The sequence below is a fragment of the Leptospira fletcheri genome (assembly GCF_004769195.1).
Classification (GTDB): Bacteria; Spirochaetota; Leptospiria; order Leptospirales; family Leptospiraceae; genus Leptospira_B; species Leptospira_B fletcheri.
Genome location: NZ_RQET01000002.1, coordinates 117,195 through 136,527, shown reverse-complemented (window position 1 = coordinate 136,527; position 19,333 = coordinate 117,195). Strand labels below are relative to the sequence as shown.

General features: G+C 48.9%; 18 protein-coding genes. 11 read left to right on the top strand and 7 right to left on the bottom strand.

Annotated features, from left to right (window positions below; all coding sequences use genetic code 11):
* Positions 1–84: 84 nt before the first annotated feature.
* A complete protein-coding gene (locus EHO60_RS02665) occupies positions 85–558 on the top strand; it encodes a hypothetical protein (RefSeq protein ID WP_246028102.1) in 474 nt (157 codons plus the stop codon).
* 48 nt (positions 559–606) lie between these two features.
* Here EHO60_RS02665 and EHO60_RS02660 read toward each other — a convergent pair whose 3' ends face one another.
* Together EHO60_RS02660 and EHO60_RS02655 are read right to left on the bottom strand one after the other, a co-directional pair.
* The gene (locus EHO60_RS02660; protein WP_135766630.1) at positions 607–1,896 is read right to left on the bottom strand and encodes a hybrid sensor histidine kinase/response regulator; all 1,290 of its coding nucleotides are present in this window, start codon (positions 1,894–1,896) and stop codon (positions 607–609) included.
* A 242-nt stretch (positions 1,897–2,138) separates the two neighbouring features.
* Entirely contained in the window at positions 2,139–2,621 is a 483-nt protein-coding gene (locus tag EHO60_RS02655) for a GNAT family N-acetyltransferase (protein ID WP_135766629.1), read from the bottom strand.
* A 126-nt stretch (positions 2,622–2,747) separates the two neighbouring features.
* On the opposite strand from EHO60_RS02655, the gene EHO60_RS02650 reads away from it, so the two are divergent.
* Positions 2,748–3,560 (top strand): hypothetical protein, encoded by an 813-nt coding sequence (locus EHO60_RS02650; RefSeq protein WP_135766628.1) that lies wholly within the window; start codon positions 2,748–2,750, stop codon positions 3,558–3,560.
* A gap of 15 nt (positions 3,561–3,575) precedes the next feature.
* Here the strand turns inward: EHO60_RS02650 and EHO60_RS02645 are convergent, their stop codons facing one another.
* The gene (locus EHO60_RS02645) at positions 3,576–4,973 is read right to left on the bottom strand and encodes a glycine--tRNA ligase (RefSeq protein WP_135766627.1); all 1,398 of its coding nucleotides are present in this window, start codon (positions 4,971–4,973) and stop codon (positions 3,576–3,578) included.
* A 104-nt stretch (positions 4,974–5,077) separates the two neighbouring features.
* Here EHO60_RS02645 and EHO60_RS02640 point away from each other — a divergent pair, with 104 nt between their 5' ends.
* The 4 genes from EHO60_RS02640 (at position 5,078) to EHO60_RS02625 (ending at position 9,502) form a co-directional block, all read left to right on the top strand.
* Entirely contained in the window at positions 5,078–6,757 is a 1,680-nt protein-coding gene (locus EHO60_RS02640) for an energy transducer TonB (RefSeq protein WP_135766626.1), read from the top strand.
* Positions 6,754–7,527, top strand: a complete 774-nt coding sequence (locus EHO60_RS02635; protein WP_135766625.1) for a PrsW family glutamic-type intramembrane protease — start codon at positions 6,754–6,756, stop codon at positions 7,525–7,527. The genes EHO60_RS02640 and EHO60_RS02635 overlap by 4 nt, the downstream gene beginning before the upstream one ends.
* Complete coding sequence (locus EHO60_RS02630) at positions 7,517–8,428, top strand: 50S ribosomal protein L11 methyltransferase (protein ID WP_135766624.1); 912 nt, start codon at positions 7,517–7,519, stop codon at positions 8,426–8,428. The genes EHO60_RS02635 and EHO60_RS02630 overlap by 11 nt, the downstream gene beginning before the upstream one ends.
* A gap of 78 nt (positions 8,429–8,506) precedes the next feature.
* Positions 8,507–9,502: an adenosine kinase gene (locus EHO60_RS02625; RefSeq protein WP_135766623.1), complete on the top strand. Its 996-nt coding sequence runs from the start codon at positions 8,507–8,509 to the stop codon at positions 9,500–9,502.
* A gap of 3 nt (positions 9,503–9,505) precedes the next feature.
* Here EHO60_RS02625 and EHO60_RS02620 read toward each other — a convergent pair whose 3' ends face one another.
* Genes EHO60_RS02620 through EHO60_RS02605 form a run of 4 tightly spaced genes read right to left on the bottom strand, consistent with a single transcriptional unit; the run spans position 9,506 to position 13,390 of the window.
* Positions 9,506–10,807: an LIC11270 family surface protein gene (locus EHO60_RS02620; RefSeq protein WP_135766622.1), complete on the bottom strand. Its 1,302-nt coding sequence runs from the start codon at positions 10,805–10,807 to the stop codon at positions 9,506–9,508.
* Entirely contained in the window at positions 10,804–11,601 is a 798-nt protein-coding gene (locus tag EHO60_RS02615) for a hypothetical protein (protein WP_135766701.1), read from the bottom strand. Before EHO60_RS02615 ends, EHO60_RS02620 begins: the two co-directional genes overlap by 4 nt.
* A gap of 26 nt (positions 11,602–11,627) precedes the next feature.
* Positions 11,628–12,464 (bottom strand): tRNA pseudouridine(38-40) synthase TruA, encoded by an 837-nt coding sequence (gene truA / locus EHO60_RS02610; protein ID WP_135766621.1) that lies wholly within the window; start codon positions 12,462–12,464, stop codon positions 11,628–11,630.
* 44 nt (positions 12,465–12,508) lie between these two features.
* Positions 12,509–13,390, bottom strand: coding sequence for a DUF2225 domain-containing protein (locus EHO60_RS02605; RefSeq protein WP_135766620.1), 882 nt, complete (start codon positions 13,388–13,390; stop codon positions 12,509–12,511).
* Between the two features lie 137 nt (positions 13,391–13,527).
* Here EHO60_RS02605 and EHO60_RS02600 point away from each other — a divergent pair, with 137 nt between their 5' ends.
* From EHO60_RS02600 to omp85, 5 genes are all read left to right on the top strand, one after another.
* A complete protein-coding gene (locus EHO60_RS02600) occupies positions 13,528–14,652 on the top strand; it encodes an LIC11274 family protein (protein WP_135766619.1) in 1,125 nt (374 codons plus the stop codon).
* Between the two features lie 173 nt (positions 14,653–14,825).
* Entirely contained in the window at positions 14,826–15,623 is a 798-nt protein-coding gene (locus EHO60_RS02595; RefSeq protein WP_135766618.1) for a lysophospholipid acyltransferase family protein, read from the top strand.
* Positions 15,620–17,095, top strand: coding sequence for an acetyl-CoA carboxylase biotin carboxylase subunit (locus tag EHO60_RS02590; protein WP_135766617.1), 1,476 nt, complete (start codon positions 15,620–15,622; stop codon positions 17,093–17,095). Before EHO60_RS02595 ends, EHO60_RS02590 begins: the two co-directional genes overlap by 4 nt.
* Complete coding sequence (locus tag EHO60_RS02585; protein WP_167880139.1) at positions 17,092–17,580, top strand: acyl-CoA carboxylase biotin carboxyl carrier protein subunit; 489 nt, start codon at positions 17,092–17,094, stop codon at positions 17,578–17,580. The genes EHO60_RS02590 and EHO60_RS02585 overlap by 4 nt, the downstream gene beginning before the upstream one ends.
* 225 nt (positions 17,581–17,805) lie before the next feature.
* The gene (gene omp85, locus EHO60_RS02580; protein WP_135766615.1) at positions 17,806–19,326 is read left to right on the top strand and encodes an Omp85 family outer membrane protein; all 1,521 of its coding nucleotides are present in this window, start codon (positions 17,806–17,808) and stop codon (positions 19,324–19,326) included.
* Positions 19,327–19,333 lie beyond the last annotated feature (7 nt).

Here is a 19,333-nt window from a genome sequence, read left to right as displayed (position 1 = left end):
TCTGTTCAAAAAGTCCAGTACTCGCTTTTGCAGGGCTTTTGTTTGGCTTCCACTCTCTTCCTTTTTCATTGCGGAGCCTTTTTGATGACGGATTCGAAAAATATTTTTCCGAATCCGTCGTCGAGTACGGATAAGAATGTCGCGAGTCTCTTGGCCCTTACCCATTCCGGCCCGAGCGGAGGATCGTTTTCGTTTGCGAACGTTCCCACCGGTTTAATCTCCATGACAAGTGCGAGTTATACGTTCAATTATCAGATTGTAGCTTCGAACGTGGCCTCCGCTAGTAATATAACGATTACGATCCAGAAAAGTTGTCCGACCCTTGGCGCTCCCGACTCCTTTAATTTTCCCGGATCGAATCCGACTTCGAATACGTACACTCTGAATTACCCCGGAGATTTTTCGGGCGGGAGTTCTAACATTTCCATTTCCGTTGCGAATTTCGGATATGTCGACACATGTATTTATACCCATACGGTAAGCGCCTCCAATAACTCGGCACTGCCCGTAGGAACCAATCTCGGCTCGGTAACTCTCAGCTATTTCGATAGCGGCTGATGCTTAGAGTGGCAGGTTTCGGAAATAGCGGATTTTCGTCCGTTTTTCTCAGCCGTTCAAGGGCAAAAAGAGTTCCGAGATGACGGACATTTTGACCGAGTCGGAAGTGTGATCTTTCGCGTTGTGGATGAAGAACATCCCGTTATGTTTGTGAGCGATATGATCCACGGCAGTCAATCCGAGTCCGAAGCCGAACCTTTCCAGATCGGCGGCTTCTTCGACCGGAGGCAATACTCGGAAGAAAGGTTGAACCACTAAGTCCTCGTATTTTTCCTCTATTCCTCGGGACTCATGATCCACTAGATTCTTGACTGCAATGCAGAAATAGCCCTGTACGACGCTCGTGTACACGTCGATCCTCGTTCCCAACGAGCAGTATTTGGAGGCATTCAGCAGAATTTCTTCGACCGCCATCAATAAGGAACTGCTTTCCACTTCCAAGGATGGATTGCTTTTCAGCTCCGAAAAGGAAAACGTGAGATTTCTGGATTGCAGGATCGGAGAAAGCGCTTTCGCTTTTTCCTTGATCTGATCGATCAAATCTCCGGCGGACATGGGTTCCAACTTCGCATCCCTGTTCACGATGTCCAAGAGGTCGGAGATCCCGGTCAGTATGTTTTTGGCAGCCTGTTGGTTCGCGTAGATCATATCCATGATTTCTTTGCTGACTACATATCCTTCATCCGATTCTTTTTGCGAAAGTTTCAATATATCTAATAGAGTGAGCAAGGCTCCGATACCGGATCCTTGGGATAGGGAAGTCTTCAGGGAATAAAGAGAGGAGATTTCCCAGGATTCCTTCGTGGATTTTCTTTGGGCTTCCTTGAACGTCAGCCATTCCAACTGTTCCCGTAATTGTTTGCTTCCTATGCTGTCTATTTCCTTTTCCGTCTTGAGCGTCCGGACCCGGTCCGCGGCCTTCTTGACGGATTTGAAAAAAGAATCGGGATGGATCGGCTTGATCAGATAATCGAATACGCCCAATTTCATCACGTCTATTACCGCTTGAGATTCGTCGATCGCCGTTTCTATAATGATGCAAGCGTCCGGTTGCATTTCCTTGAGTTTTTGAGTAAAGGTCCTGCCATCCATGATCGGCATCATCAAATCTACGATGAATAGGGAATACTTTTTTTCCCGGGCTTTTTTTAAACCATCTTCTCCGTTGGTAGCGAATTCGCATGTTAAGCCTAAACGCTTGCAGTAAGAAGCGTACAACATCGAAATCTCCTCGGAGTCTTCGATGATCAGAATAGGTTCTTCCAGAAGGGTATTGATGCTGCTCGGCGTTATCCTTTCTTGTCTTATCGGGTTGTTTTGCGCGACGCTCTCTTTCATCTAATTTCCCCCGGGGTTGATCTAAAAGACGCTTTTAAGAGGAAAATTATACGAAATATTCGAAATATAGAAAATAAGAAATTTATTATTTTACGATTTTATTTTGGAGTGGCAGAATTCATCGATTTTGGGAATATCGACCGAAAATTGAAAGTGCGAGAATTTCCGGTTTTAAAAGATCGGATTGTTTGAAATCGGGTAAAAAATGCGTCGTTTGATTCGAATGGTACTTTGAGCCTGATTCAAACCAGTTTGCGAAAGCGGACGTAAAAGGGATCGAATCCCATTGCCTTCCAAAAAGCGACCGCGTTTTCGTTTTCGGCAACTGCCCGTAATTCCACCGCTCGAATTCCGTTTTCTTTTGCCCATCGGAACGCGGCCTCAACTAAGGGTTTCATGAATCCCGATTTTCTTTTTCCCTGTTTCGTGACGGTAAGGTCTATGAAAAGATTTCTCTCTTCCTCCAAGTAGGGCTTGTCTTCCACTCTCGCGATCAGAATGGACACGAGTTCTTCCCCCAGGAATCCGCCTAAGAACACAATCTTATCCGTACCTCGGATCTTCAGATAGACATCTACCATTTTCGCCGCTGCTCTGGGGCGGACGCGAAATACTCCGTCTAATTTCAATTTGTTGAGCATCCGGAAAAATTGGTTCACTAGTTCGATCACCGCTTTTCTGTGCTCCGGTCCGATCTGTCGTACGGTAAAATCTTTCGGAATCATTAAGTCTCGTCGGGAGAAAAAGAAATTGATTTAGGATCACTTTTTATCCATACCAAGGGAGTGAAAGCGGAAATGCGCCGGATATGGAGTCAAAAACCGCGGAAACCGGCTGTTGTGGTATTCGGAATGAAAGGGATAAAATCGCGTTTCGCAATCTTCTCGGCTTGTCTTTTGCTTCTCGCAGGCTGCCAAAACCAAGGATCGACTCTTCCGATCGCTTTGTTGGATTTTATCGCTCTCGATTATGTGATCTCGCTGGATCCCGACAGGTCCGCCGTCTATTTTTCTTCCGTGCGAAGCGTAGGAATGGAAGTGGCATACGAATTCGGAGCCGCGCCGGAGGACGGGTTTATTTCCACTTCTCCTTCGCTTCCGGTGTGGGAAGTGACCCGACGCAATGTACAAAACATTTTCGACGACAGAGGATATACCGTATCGGTTTCCGTTCCGTCCGGAAATCCCGGAGATATGGAGGAAATTCCAAGCCAGGGAAAATCGCTTTGGAGTGCGGCGGATCTGGCGGCTCTCGCTTCGACATATCGGAAAAAGAAATCCGATTTTCAAAATGCGAATTTCTTCGTGGCCTTCGTAAAAGGTAGAATGGCGAATAGTAACGTCGTTGCGATCACGATTTCAGGAGTCTTTAATCTAGGCGCCCCCGCAGTATTCGTTTTTAAGGATGCGATCAATGCCTTCCCGCTTCAGTACAGAAAGTCGGCGGAACAATCCACCGTGGTACACGAGTTAGGGCATGCCTTCGGTTTGGTAAATAACGGAATCCCTCTGGCTTCGGGACATCAAGATTCCTCGCATGGAGCCCATTGTACGAACATCAAATGCACAATGTACTACTCCATCCAATTGGGAAACTTCAATCCGCAAAACCCTTTGGTCTTCGGGGACGAATGCATCCGGGACGTCCGAAATTTTCGCCCTTGAACCGAACGTTCTCTTCTACAATATCTTGTCCGCGAAGAAGGATTTTAAGCCGGCGATCGGTAATCGTTCCTGGGACATGCTATCCCTTTCCCGTACGGTCACAGTCTTGTCCGAAAGAGATTCGTAATCCACGGTCACGCAGTACGGCGTTCCGATTTCATCTTGGCGCCGGTATCTTTTTCCGATCGCGCCTCCGTCGTCGTATTCCATATTTCCCAATGCCGAAAGTTCGCCGAAGATGGACCGGGACAATTCTGGGAGTCCGTCCTTTTTCATCAGGGGGAATACTCCCACTTTGACCGGGGCGATCTTCGGAGAGAAACGGAGAACGGTTCGGACTTCCCCATCCGCCAAGGTCTCTTCGGCATAGGCATCCGTAACGGTAGCAAGAAACAATCGATTCAATCCGAGTGCGGGCTCCACGACGTACGGCACATATTTTTTATTGGCCGCTTGGTCCTGGTATTTCAGGTCTTCCCCGGAAAATTTTTCATGTTGGGAAAGGTCGTAGTTCGTTCTGGACGCGATTCCCCAAAGTTCCCCCCAGCCGAATCCGTACTTGTATTCTATGTCGGAAGTGGCTTCGCTGTAAAACGAGAGTTCTTCTTTTTCGTGCTCCCGGATTTTTAGGTTTTCCTTTTTTAAACCGACCTGCTCGATCAAGAAACGGAGACAATATTCCACCCAGTGGGTAAACCATTCCTTTTGTGTACCCGGTTCGCAGAAATATTCCATTTCCATCTGCTCGAATTCGCGGGTTCGGAACACGAATTGTCTCGCCATGATTTCGTTCCGGAAAGACTTTCCGATTTGCGCGATTCCGAACGGGATTTTCCTTCTGGTGGTCGAAACGACGTTCTTGAAATTGATGAAAATCCCCTGCGCCGTTTCCGGGCGAAGATAAATATCCTGCGCGTCCTCCGCGGAGGCTCCGTGCGAGGTCTTGAACATCAGATTGAAGTCTCGGGCTTCGGTAAACGTACCTCTGTTTCCGCAGGTGGGGCAGGGAAAATTTCCTTCCTGAATCACACGGTTCATTTCCTGCAGAGAGAGTCCGGTGGCGGCGCCTTCTCCCTTTTGGTCTTCCAAAAATTTGTCGGCACGGATTCGCGCCTTACAATTTCTACAATCGATGAGAGGATCGTTGAAGTTGGAAACGTGCCCCGAGGCTTCCCAAACCTTCGGATTCAGGAGGATGGAAGAATCCAGTCCCACTACGTCTTCCCTTAGGTGTACGAAATGCTTCCACCAAAGTCTCTTCAGATTGTGAAGAAGTTCGGCTCCGTAAGGACCGTAATCGAAAGTATTCGATAGTCCTCCGTAAATCTCCGAGCCGGGATAAACGAAACCCCGTCTTTTACAAATAGATACGATGTCTTTTAACGAGGAATCGAGTGTTTCTTTCTTCTCCATGCTCCAAGAATTCCCGAATCCTTGTCGCGATAAAGTATTAAATTCCGGAGACGCCTCCAATTCTTGTTTGCTTTGCGGGACTAGGGGGATCCAATGGGCGGAGGATGTTCGAGACCACGCAATCCCGCAGACGACGGATATTGGATTGGGGGATCAATTTTCTTTCTTGGATTTCCCCTTTTGTCGGATTCGGTATCTTTTTCCCGTTAGGAGTGCTTTTTGCATTTCCTACGGGTCGTAATGTCCGTAGGAACGCGTTTTCTTCTCTCATCCTTCAGGTCGCCATTTTAGGTCTGCTCTATCCTTTGGAGATCCTGCAACTGTTCTCTACCAAGGCGGAACAATGGATTTCCGTTTTCGTCCTGGTGGTTCCGGAAGTTTCCGGCATGCACGGTTGGTTTTTATTGCCGATTTTCTTCGTGATCGGTCTCGTCTTTCTCATCCTTCAGGCAAGGTTCGTAAAAGCGCATTTGCGTTCGGGGGAAAAGCGGCCCCTGATTCTCGCTCCTATTTTTCTTTTGCTGTCCTTGTTCTGTGTGCTGATTCTGACCCATCATCTCGCGTTTGAAGACGAATTCCGGGTGAAGATGGCTCCGTTCGTCGTCCTGTCGGAAAGCATCTGGATTTTTTTTCCCTGGCTCATCGCGATTGCGGGGATGATCTCCGGAGGAAAACAGATTTTTTTATTCCGCCGCCCTTGGGCCTGGTTTTCTAAACAGGTTTTCGTTTCGAGGGCGGATGAATCGGGGGATTCGATCTCTTCCGCAAAGAAGAGGAAATATGCGATCCTTCGTGACGCTTTGGTTCCTGGGTGGGGGCATATCTATTCCGGAAACCTTTGGAGGGGATTTCCCATTCTCTTCGTGTTCCTTTTGCTCCTGTTATTTTTTGCGACTTTCTTTTTCTCCTGGATCGAACCCGCTTTCGGGATCCGGTACCTGGCTTCTTTGGGATTAAAGCCCGGAATCCCGGATAAGAAGTTTTTCGAAGTGGCGTCCTCTTTTATTCCCTGGGCGGTCGCGCTTTTGCTTTTGATTTCCGTAGGTGCGTTTTCGCACTGGCTCTTACGTAAATCTTTCCGGAAAGCGATGTATTGGAGAGGCCTCCGTCCCGGGTTTGCGAATAACGTGGCACTGAGTATTCTGATCCATCTAGTACTCCTTTCCTTGGTTCTGATCATTCCTGCGATGATCAACAGAAAGTCGGAAAAGGAAAAATCCAAACCGGACGGACATTACACTCCGGAGAATACGATGGAGTACTATTTCATCGATCCGAACGTTCCCGACGAAGTACAGGGATTGAACGGAGGAGTGATCACCGGAACGGATACCCCGAATAAGAACGAAGGGGAGAAGATCCCGAACGAGAAACCGTCGGATGAAGGACGGGTCAAGGGAGACGTTCGGCGGATCCGTGGGAAAAAACTTCCTCCCACGTATTCCAATTATATCTCCGCAAAAATGAGGGCCTTCGAATCCTTTATGGAGTATTGGAAGACCGCTCCCCAGAATTATTCCTGCGTGGTCGCATACACCATCACTCCGGAAGGGGACGTCGTGGACATAGAGTTGGTGGAAAATTCCTCTTACCCGGAACAGGATCGCAGGACTTTGGAATTGATCGAAAATCTTTCTCCTATGATGCCTCCTCCCGGTACGAAAGGGTATGTGAGAGTTACGGAACTTTTCTGGAACGGGACCATCAATCCGGAGAGTATGCCGACCAAACTGCAGAGCGATCTGGTTCAAATGTTCGACGGCAGATACATGGAGGAATTGTGAGCGTAGAATTGCTTTCCCTCCTTAGCGTTTTCCCTTGGGCTTTCGTTCTGATTTATATTCATTCCAAAATTTCCGTGCAGAGATTATTTCTCACCGTGGCCGGTTCCATTCTTTTAGGATGGCTTTCCACGGAACTCGTGCTACAGCTCAATTCCTGGTTTTGGCCCAACGTTCCCGTACCCGGAAAGAAAACTTCCAGTTCCATTTTGTCCCAGACGTTGCACATCGCTTTCGTGCAGGCGGGAATGATGGAAGAAGCGTGTAAGTCCGCTTTAATATTAATTTTTTCTTATATAATTTCCTTCGATCGCAAGGCGAGGCGTTTTTTACCCGAAGTATTCCTGATCGGAGGCTTCGTCGCGCTCGGATTTGCCGGAGTGGAGAATTACCATTACATTAAATCCGCGAACGAGCACGATAGGGTCGCCACCTTTATCGCGAGAATGCTGAAGTCCACGAACGCACACTTACTGATCAATCTTTGCTTTTCCCTATTTTTATTTAAGAGCAATTTCAAGGAAGGGGGAGAAAAGGCCAAATATCTCGGATATGCCTTCCTCCTGGCGGTAGTGCAGCACGGGCTCTTCGACTTTTTCGTCCTTCCGAACGGTCGTTTCGGTTCTTGGATCGCGACGGCGTTGTTCGTAGGGATCTGGGTTTGGATCGTAAGAGATCGCAGGAAATTTTTGGTTCCCATGGATGCCGAAATCATACGGGAAGAGGATTCTTCTCTTCCCAATCTTTCTCCGGGACGGTCGGGTGAAGTATAAGGAAATTAAGGTATCCATACCCAAGGAATTTGCGGAGGAGTTTTCCTCCCTTTTGGAGGAGTGGCAGGTCGCGGGTTTTTACGAAATCCTATTCGACAGGGAAGAACCCAGAAAATCCGGAGAGGCGATCATTTCGGATAACACTCCGATTCGAGTATATTTGGCGGAAGAGGACTCTGCTTCCGAAGCGAAGATCTGGATTTATCTCAAGGCGAGAGTGCCGGAAGACTCTTTTGCGGAATCTAGATGGATCGAAACCAAGGAATACGAGGAAGCATACAAGGAATTCTATAAACCCTTTTCGATCGGAGTTTTTTGGGTGGTTCCGACTTGGGAAAAAGAATCCTGGGAGCTGGCAAAAACGGATCCTGCCGCGGGCATTCCGATCTATATCAATCCGGGATTGGCCTTCGGGACCGGACACCATGAGACGACTCGGCTCGTCCTGTCCAGACTGGGAAGCCTGGAAATTTCCGGAAAGAGAATCGCCGATATCGGAACGGGCTCCGGAATCCTATCCGTCGCCGTCTCCAAACTCGGGGCTTCCGAAATTCTCGCCGTGGACATAGATCCGAACGCGGTCCGCTCCTCCGTATTCAACCGGGACGAAAACGGAATTCCGGAAACGAAACTTCGAGTGGAAGAAGGGGGATTCGATCATCCTCCTGTCGCCGAAGGCCGATTCGATCTATGTATCGCCAATATCACGTTTGCGGTCTTAAGGGCGAATATGGATAAGATCGCCGCGCTAAAGACGGACCATTTTCTTTTCAGCGGAGTGATCACGGAGAGAAAAGCGGAATTCCTGGAATTGCTTTCGAATATCGTGGGAGGGAAGCTCCTATTCGAAACTTCCTGGAACGGTTGGGAATTGGTGGAATGGAAGAGGGAAATCCGGTAGAGCGCACGGGCGAGGGAATCGGATCTTCGTCGCAATTAAATTCCGTTTTTATAATATTTATCTGATCTGGAGATTGAAATGAGGCATTACGACGTATTCGGGGTGGGAAACGCCCTTGTGGACATCCTCGTATTAACGGAGGATTCCTTCCTAAAAAAAATGGGCTGGACCAAAGGAATCATGACCCTGGTGGATTCGGAGACGCAAGGTACGGTTCTGACCGCTTTGGAAGGGCATAAGAAGGAGTTGAGGTCCGGAGGGAGCGCGGCGAATACCATGATCGCGCTCGCAAATTCCGGAGGAACAGGCACTTATACCGGAAAAGTAAGTTCCGACACCTACGGAGAATTTTATAAAAAGGACATGGAAAACGCGGGGATCCTATTCGAAGTTCCTCCGGTATCGGAAGGACATACGGGAACCTGCGTGATCTTGACTACTCCCGATGCGGAGCGTACTATGCTGACTCATCTGGGCATTTCCTCCACTCTGACGGTAGGGGATATAGACTTGGAGAGGTTGAAGGCATCCTCCTACACATATTTGGAAGGTTACCTATGGGACGTTCCTTCGACCAAGCAGGCCTGCGTCCTGGCAATGGAAGAAGCTAAAAAATCCGGGGTAAAAGTCGCCTTCACGTACAGCGACCCTTTTTGCGTTCATCGCTCCAGAGAGGATTTCGTACGTTTGACCAAGGATTATTGTGATTTCGTTTTTTGTAATGTGGAAGAGGCAAAGGCCTTAGCGGGAACGGAGTCCAAGGAAGACGCGATAAAATTCGTGTCTTCGCTTTGCCCGACGGTCTTCATGACGGACAGTTCCAACGGAGCATTCGTATCCGAAAAAGGGAATGTACGTCATGTTACGGGGTTTCCCGTTCAAAAACTCCTGGATACGACAGGGGCAGGGGATAGTTTTGCGGCGGGCGCACTTTACGGTTTAGCGCAAGGATTTTCCCTGGAAAGATCGACAAAATGGGGAAACTACGTGGCCTCTCGAATCGTACAAGAAATCGGTCCTAGGTTGAGCGTTCGATTAATGGGTCGCCAAGAAGAGATTTTAGGAAAGGCCTGAAATTTAAGGGCAGCTTAGGGAAACCGCCATCGAGTTTCCGTTTCCGTTTTCGGGGACGGAAAAATTGATCTGACGTACGATCGTATCCGGAAATCCGTCCAACGTTCCGTCGATCACGTTGGTGGTGTCCTGCAGGCACACCAATTGGTATTGCCCCGGCATGATGTATTTGATCGGAGTTCCGCCGGATAGGGCGGGGGATGCGATCAACGGAAGTTTGGAAAGAAGATTGATTTCCGTATCCCTGAAAATTCCGTAATAGTGCACTTTGGATCCGCTGCCTCCGTAAATGACCAGCTTGGAGGCGGAACTCGGATAGATCGTGCGGGAACGGAGGAGTAGATTTCCTCCTATGTCTATTTGCCCCTGATGGTCGTATTTCCAGTCGCTGATTCCCACCATGGTCTGAGCTGTCGACACTCCATCCGCCGCGAAAATGGAATGAACCATTAAGTTTTCCTTAAGGTTCATCCGGACTTCCAGAATATAAGGCTCGTATCCGGAACGAAATTCCATGTCTCCGTTTCCGATCGGACCTCCTTCATCCGCTCCCAAAGAATAGAGAACAGGGAATATCAGAGGGGTAGTCGCATAGTTGACCGTACCGGGAACGTAGGCATTGTAGGGTACGATATTGAATCCGTTGATTCCGTAGTTGTCAAAGAAAGTGATGGTGGTCAGATCCACGCCGGGGAGCACTCCCCAACCGGTAACTAGGTTCCGTAAAAAGACACCGGTATAATAGTATTGGCTCGGGTAGAACCAATCCACACCTTGGGTCGGGTCGTTGGAAGGGTATTGGGCCCCTTCGCCGTCAAATAGCTGCTGCATCTTAACGAATCCGTTTTGCTGCTGACAGGTATTCGAATTCAGAGTGTAGGCCGTCGTACAGTACACTTCCCGATTCGGCGCTATAAAATCCCAGAAGGATTTGGACTTAGCTGCAGTCGTGATTTGGGATAGGTTCCCCAAGCCGTCCCTGTACTTGGAGGAGATTCGAATCTCTCCGACGTCTATGTAAATCGGAAGGTTTGCCGCGGAAGGAATCCCGCCTAGGTTGAGAGTCGGGTCGCCTACTCCCGTAGCTCCCTGGTTGTCCAAATAAAGCGCACCGGTACCGTTATTGTAGTCCGTAAAATTTAACGGATTGTCCGTGGCGTACGTCGCCTTTAACAAAAGAAGCATTCTCTGGTTAAAGAGAGTACTGATGACTGGATCGCTGGTTTGGTGTCCGTGCCAGGCTCCCACCCGACAACCGATCCAAAGCGGGAATAGAATTAAGATACCATAAACGTTTCGAATCATAGGAACATACTCAGCATTAACCCGAAGTTGAAAAATTCCGTATTTACCCTATTATAGTTGGCCGGGTTGCTCAATCTATAATCTTCCGTGGGACCGATATAATTATTGTACTTTGCGGCGCTAGGAGGTTCGAGATCCGTTTCCAGGATCTTATAATAATCCACTCGGATTCCGATTCTGACTTTTTTTCCAGCGATAAAACTGGCTTCAAAACCGGCGTAAATGGTTTTGTCCCAACGGGAGGTATTCGCGGGTCTGGCGACTACGAAAGATTCTCCTCCTCCCGCTTTTACCAAGAAATTGATGGGGATCTCGAAGGGAAGTTTGTACACCAGCGCACCGTACGTGGGAATCGTAGTTAGGGCTCGTTCCGAGCGGGAAAGATAGTTCGCGTAGGAAGCTCCGAATTCCAAATAAAAAATCCAAGGCCAAGGAATCCGCAAAAACAGCCCGGCACCCAGAGTGGTATTCAAAACGGATTGAGAGACACTCCCCGGAAAAGGATTCGAAGCACCCATCCAAAAGCCGATTTCCGCTTTTCGATTGTCAAAGAAGCTGGGTTTGTCCGCTCCTTCTTCTTCCTCGTCCTCTTCTCCCGTCGGTTCATTTCGGTTGGAACGGACTAATCCTGAAGAAGGGAGGTTTCCTCCCTGGGCGACTAGCTCCCCGTTCCGAAAGGAATTGCCGAATTTCGGCAAATTCCAAGTACCAGGTACGGAGGCTCCTCCCAAATAATTCAGGGCTCGCTTGCCGAGTTGGTCGGGAACGGCTAGGATTCCGGACCAAGGGAACATCAAAAAGGCGAGGGGAAGGAATCGTTTTACCAAGGAATTCCTCCGAACGAGTCCCGCTCCTCGTACAAGGAATCGATTTGCGGAAAAGAATCGTAATATGCTCGCAGAAAGTACAGGCCGTAAGCCGGAAGAGTCATTCCGGCGATGGTACGATTTTTCGAAGATAAGATTTCCAATAGATTCGTCTCGTTCCGCTTGCCTATGGCGATTTCAAATAAGGTGCCGGTAAGGATTCGAATCATGTTATGCAGGAAGCCGTTTGCCTTGATACGCAATCGAAACAATCCGGGTTCTTCCCGATTTTCCTTCAGGCTTGCATCATAGATGACCCGTACCGTGCTTTTTCGGTTCCTCATGGAATTGGCTTTTGCCAAACTCCGAAAATCATGTTCGCCTTTTAATAGTTCCAGTTCTTGCCGTAAGCGGGAAACGTCAATCCGATGTTGGGACCAAAAGGCACGGTTTTTCCAAACCGGCTGTGGAAAACGGGAATTCAACAACAGGTATTCGTACTCTCTTGCGGTACAGGCAAACTGGGAATGGAAGGATTCCGGAACGGAACGGATTCCTTGGATGGAAAGACCGCGGTCTGTGAGTGCGTTGATTCCGAGTAAGAAACGAGAAGGCTCGGAAATCGGAAATTTTGTCCGGAAGTTCACAATCATTCCTCTCGCGTGCACTCCGGTGTCCGTACGTCCAGCGCCGTAGATCCGAACGGGTTCCCGCAAAAGGATGGCAAGAGCTTTTTCGATTTCCTCTTGGACGGTAGGGGATTGTCTCTGGCTTTGGTAACCATAAAAACAACCTCCGTCGTATTCCACAAGGAGGGCATAATTTTCCTTCGCGGCTTCCTCCTTCTTCATGGATTATTGCCCCGGAAAGGATCGCAGGCGGAAGAAGAAGAGGGTTATTTTTCCCCTCCCATCTCGTCGATGATCTTATTGTAACTATCGTAGAGCTCTTTTGCCATATCGATGATGACGGATGGTTTGGATTTCGAAGCCTTCCCGGAACCATACAGGCGAGATAGGGTCCGTTTGGCGCGGACGAGAAGATTCAATTTGGATTGCGGGTCCGAAGCCAGCTCGTCCTTGAATTTCATGGTGAGGTATGCGGAAAGATAAATGACGCCGTCAAAGCCCCAGTTCTTGTCGGTATCCGGTCCCAGAAGATAAGAGGCGGCATCCACAGGCTCGGAACCGGATTGCATGATTTCCATGGTCTCCGTATACCAACCCGCCGATTTTTGGTAGAGAAGGTCCCGGATCTTATCGAAGCCGATTTCCGGAAATTCCGTGTGTAAATCGTCGAAGTACCAGGCTCCCCGGATGGCACAGACCGCCTTTTTGGGGGTGGGGGCCACGGTTCCCTTCCGGACTTGGTAGCATTCGATGGCCAACAAATAGGAAGCGGATCCTAACACCAGGTTTCTGTCCTGGTAAAAGTCCAAGGGACCCAAGATGAGTTCTATATTCTTCCTTCGATTGTCTACGCTTTCCCGCAATTTTCCGTTTTCTTCCGCATCTAAACTAGACCAGTCTTTGGGAAAGGCGGTGTATAAACACCGCGGACACACGGAGAGAATATAATCGTTCGGATTGACTCGGCCGAATTTCTTGTTTTTTTCGTAGAGACGGCGCAATTCCTGGGTTAAGCGTCCGGCGATGAGTCGGCCTCCTCCCTGGAACATACTCTCCCTTTGGTGAACCTCGCTACAGACAGGGCATACCGTGTCTTCTTTGTTCCGAAAGGAGATCTTCTTACCTTGTGCGAGTGCAGTTGCCGTCATTTGTAGGAGAATTTCCGGAAAAATCCCTCCGGAAGCGTCAATTCTCACCGTATTCTAACCGATAGACTAAGAAGAAAAGCACGATTTTCGGGTTGAACCCGGTCTCCGATGGGAGATAGTAAAGAAAAGGTCCGCCAATGAAGAAACTTCTCGTTTTCACGATCGCGATGTTTGTCGCGCCCGCAATCCTCCACGGCGAAGCCGTTTCGATGAAGGCATATAAGAAACGGGTCGAACTACTAACGTATTTACGGGAGATAGAGCCGATCGTAAAAAATTACCCTGGAGATCCCAAAAACGCGCAGAACCAACAGGCCCAACCTGCGGCCGGGGTTCAGCAACAGGGAGAAGGGGATCGCCTTGCGAAATACAAGGAACTCAAACGGCTCTATCAGGAAGGATTACTGTATTTCTTCGAAGGAAATCACGTGAATTCCTACAGACGTTTCCTGGAAGCCCAACTCGGGATGGAAATTCTCCTGGAGGAGATTTCCCAGACCTACGTGGAACGCACGGAAGAGATCCTGAAGACGGCCATAGAAAAAAAGAATCCTAACAATCCTCAAGACAAGGCCTTGGTCGACATAGCCGTCGAGTATGGAACGGGAAGCTATGCCCGCGCCGACATCAAGGAAAACCGCGAGGCGCCGTTTTTCAGAAGGATGTATAACCCGCGCGAGTATCATTACGTTACCAGCAAGTATGTCATCGAAAAGAATATGGAACTGGGATACCAATTCCTAGGTGAAGCCAAGGAAACCAGAAACAACGCTCTCAAGATAGAGAAGCATCTGGAAAAACACCAGAAGCTGCAACCGGTACACCGGAAATTCCGGATCGAAAATTATCTTGCGGCCATCAATCTGTGTAGGGACGCGAGATCGAACGCGATCAACATATTCAAACTGAAATATCCGTACGACAATTATTTCATCCAGAGATCCGACGCTAAGTCCGAAGAACTTCGGAACGAATACGGAGAGATCACTCCGGCAGAGGTGGTCTCCATCGAAGGGGTTACGTACGATTTCACTCAGAACCCTTTGGTCCGTTTGGACGCGAGGATGAGCCCGGTGTTTGACAAACGGATTCCTGACGAATATCGTCGCGATGCAGTGGACGTACTCGGCCGGGTGTTCGACGACGAGATCGCGAACCGATTGTACCTGAAGTGGGACTTCGAAAAGAGGAAAGCTCTCCTAGGGGACAAAGTTCCTCCAAACAAGGCCAAAGCGAACCAACCGGCCGGCCAAAACAAATGATTTTCTAGAATCCTTTCCGTTCCTTTTCGGAGGAAAGGATTTCGCTGAATGCCGTTCGTTAAGCAAAGGTTCGGATCGAATATTACGATTTCGGATCCGAACCGATTCCCGGAATTTCCGGACCTTCATAAAGTACTTTTCACGCGGCGTCCTTTCCGAGAGCATAGCCTTGCATGAATCCATTCAAGTTTATGGAAAGTCGGCTGGGTCGATTCTCTAAGGAATATAGGAAGCTGGTTGTCCGTACCTACGTGATCACCGTTCGATTGGTGTTAACCACCGCTTTCCCTTCCATGATCAAAGGAATTTTTTATTCTTTATCCGGAAACCGTTCCAAGCAGTATGCAGCCTTCCTGAAAGGATCCAAGACCTGGGGCGGAGCAGTGCGTAAGATGACCAACACGAACCTGATTCTTACGAATGAAATTCCGATTCCGGAAACCGGGCATATGATTTTTTTGAATCACGTGAACGAGATCGATTTTCCCTATGATTGCCTGGTCGTAAACAAACCCTATCTCGCAAACCAAGTGATCAAGAAAACCCTGGTCGCGTATTGGTGGATGAAAGCGATGGGATCGCAGGTCTTCGAAGCCTCCAAAGCGACTACCATCGCGGTTTCTGTACGAAACCTGCTGAAAGGTCTGGGTACGACCTCCTATATCGTCTATCCTGAAGGACACAATTCGTATTCGGAGGAGATCCAACCGCTTCTGAAAGGGATGGTCAAGATCGCCTTCGAAAATAAGATACCGGTAGTAATCGTACTGAAATCGGGGATTACTCGCTACCAAACCGATCCGAAAAACGTGACTGTAGGCTACAAATACGTGGGGAGATTCGATCCTACGGAATTCCAAACTTGGGAAGCCTTTCGCGATTCCTTACAAGAAATCATGGTTCGGGAAAAAGATGCATTGGACAAACAGATCGGAACCGTCCGTCAGCCCGAGACGGTAAAGGCGAAGTGATCCATACCCTACTCATCGCCAACCGAGGAGAAATTTCACTTCGAATCCAGAGAACCTGCAAACGGTTGGGAATCCGAACCGTGGCGGTCTATTCGGATGCGGACAGAAATTCTCCCTTCGTGAAAAACGCGGATCTTTCCTATTACCTCGGAGAGTCCGAGCCGTCCAAATCCTATCTTTCCGTTCCTTCGGTTTTGAAGGCAGTCCGTGAAACCGGTGCGGACGCCGTGCACCCCGGCTACGGATTCCTTTCCGAAAAGACCGAATTTGCACAGGCGCTCGCGCAGGCGGGGATCCTTTTTTTGGGCCCCAGACCGGAAAGCGTGGATTTGATGGGAGACAAGATACGATCCCGGGAAGCGATGATCGCTGCGGGAGTTCCGGTAGTACCCGGGACGGACGGGAATACGCAAGATTCTAAAATTTTGTTAAACGAAGCAAAGAAGATCGGCTTTCCCGTGATGATCAAGGCGAGCGCGGGAGGCGGGGGAAAAGGTATGAAGAGGGTATATTCCGAAGAGGAATTCCTTTCTTCCTTGGAATCCGCTCAAAGGGAAGCCTCCAACGCGTTCGGAGATTCGCGCGTCTTCTTGGAGAAATACGTATCCAATCCTAGACATATAGAGGTACAGGTTTTCGGAGATTCCAAGGGGAAGGTGATCCATCTCTTCGAGAGGGAATGTTCCATCCAGAGGAGGCACCAAAAGGTGATCGAAGAGTCGCCTGCACCGAATCTGGATCCGAAATTGAAGGAAGAAATCTGCGCGGTCGCCGTGAAGGCAGCTTCTTCCATCGGGTATCTCGGAGCCGGAACGGTGGAATTTATTTTAGGGGAAGACGGAGCGTTCTACTTTCTGGAGATGAATACACGACTCCAAGTAGAGCATCCAGTCACCGAAATTGTAACCGGAATCGATTTGGTAGAATGGCAGATCCGAATCGCGGAAGGAAAAACCTTGGGCGAGCTCTTAGCAGGTTCGGCAGTCAAGCAGTCCGGACACGCGATAGAAGCCAGGTTGTATGCGGAGGATCCTGAGAACGAATTTCTCCCTTCTATCGGAAAAATCGAATATGCCTCCTTTCCGGAGATCCAAAACGTACGGGTGGATAGCGGAGTGGAAACCGGCTCCGAGGTTTCCCTGTATTACGATCCCATGCTGGCAAAGATCATCGGCAACGGAAAAACGAGAGAAGAGGCGCGTAAAAACCTGATCCAGGCTTTGGAAAATACGGTGGTTTTCGGGCCGACCACGAATGCTTCTTACCTGAAGGGAATTCTTGCCCATCCCGAATTTACCAAGGGAAACACGAACACTCACTTCTTAGAGCGGCATCAGATTTCCGTCGGCGGAGAAGGGGAGGAAAAGGACGCTTTGGCAAAAGTCGCCTCTTTGCTGCTCGGAAGACGAAAAAAAGCCTCCTCGATTTGGGATGCGATCGGGCCAAAGGATCTATGGGAAATTCGGAAATGAGCACTTTGTACAGACTTCGCTGGAAAGACAGGGAATTTCTGTTGGATTTGGGAGAAGGAACCGCGTCCGCAAGGCTCTTGGATTCGGAGACGGGAAATTGGGAATCCGTTTTGGCCCATTCCGTTTGGACCTTGGAAAAGGAAGGACATTATTCTCTCCCCGACGGATCCATCGCACTATTTTCCGGAGGAAGGATTTTCATTCATACGAGAGGAAGGAGTTTTCAATTTCTTCTGAAAGGTAGGGAAAGCGGTTCCTCCGATTCCGCTCAAAGGGAAATCAAAAGTCCCATGCCTGGCAAAGTGATTCGAGTGGAAGTCGCAACCGGAGATGCTGTCCGGAAAGGACAGATCCTTGCCGTGGTCGAAGCGATGAAGATGGAGCATGCTTTAAAGGCGGGATCGGATTCCCAAGTGGAAGAGGTCCGGGTTTCCCCCGGAGACCTGGTCTTACAAGATCAAATAATTCTAATACTCCAGAATTAAATCAAACGCATCGTTCTGGATTTCGGAAAGACCTGAGGGTTTCCTTTCGGAATTCCCATTCCAAGATTACAATTCTATTTCGAACAATTGTTTTGTTTTAGGTCCAAGATTCTAGTTCCGCTCTTTCCAACCTTGTCGATCATCTGCTTTTCCTGGAATAAATTTGACAGGGTCTAGGAGGCCTCTATAACTTGCGAAATCGTATTTAAATTTCCCGAGCGTTGAATGAAGAATCTCCCGATCCGTATTATCTTTACAGGGCTTGTTGCCGCCTTTCTCTATGAACCGATCTCTGCTCAGGAAATCATCACAGGTTGTGAAAAGCCTGAACCTCGAAAAGACCTTCCCTTTCCGATCAGCCAACAGAGACAACTTTGTAAAAAAGATCTGTTAAAGAAAAAGGAAGGTTGGTTTCCCACGGGTCTTCCTCTTCTGAATTCGGATCCGAACACAGGTGTAGGGTACGGAGTTCGGGTGTTCGCGTACAATAACGGAACCAAGGATGATCCGTTTTTCGAATATACTCCGTACAAATTCCGGATTTACGCGCAATATTTCAATACGTCGAAGAACAGACAGTACCAGGATATCGCTTTCGACGCTCCTTTCGTTTTCGGTACCCAATGGAGGCTGAGAGGAGAAGGAGTGTACGATGCGAATCCGAATACTCTGTACTTCGGAATCGGGCAAGCTTCTCTCCAGACTTTGAGCTATACGGACAGGAACCAACCCGGAGCTCCTGTGACCACGAACGCGACGTTTTCGGACCAGCAGAAAAACTTAGCGTATACAAGACCCGGAGGCCCCGGGGATCCGGTGGCTCTAGGGGCAGGGACCTACGGCGGTTTTCCTAGCGCGAACGGATTTCAGGTAACGGACGCGCAATACAATCGGTACAATATCATCTCTCCTACCGCGAACCTAAGTGCGGAGCATTCTTATTTCGGCGGAACGGTGCGTTTGGTGGCGGGTCTTCGTATGTCTCAAAACATCGTTCGGACGTTCGATGGAACCATGAGCAAAGGTTTGGATCCCGTTCTGGATGGACAGGTCATCAACTCGGCCGGAAACGCATTCAACCAGACGACCAAGCTGACTCAGGATTATAATGCCGGAAAAATTCTGGGGTACCACGGAGGAAACGTGAACTCCGTCCGTTTGGGACTCGTGTACGATACCCGGGATTTGGAACCGGATCCGAACCAAGGGATGTTTCTGGAGGCCACCTATGAGAAGGCGTCCAAGACGATGGGATCGGGCTACGATTTCTCCAAATACTTTGCCCAAGGTAAGTTCTTTTTTAGTCCGTTTCCGAAGATATTCGATAAGCTGGTTTTGGCGGGAAGAGCGGGATTTTCCCTCACTTCGGGAGATGCTCCTTTCTTTGAATATAGGAATATGTGGGGAACGGAAGGTGTGATCTCCGGATTGGGAGGTCGGACGACTTTGCGCGGTTACAAACAGGATCGGTTCGTGGGTAGGTCCATGGGTTGGGGTAACGTGGAAGTACGTTGGAGATTCACCCAATTTTCGGTTTTGGGGCAACACTTCGCGCTGATGCTCGTGCCGTTCTTCGACTTCGGAAGAATCTGGGACGACGAACATAAGGCAGGATTAAAGGATTATAAATATTCCAAAGGGGTCGGTTTCCGAGTGGCATGGAATCAAACTACGGTTATCATTTTGGATTACGCAGTATCTAGAGAAGACAAGCAGCTCTTCATCAACTTTAACCATGCATTCTAACGAGAGG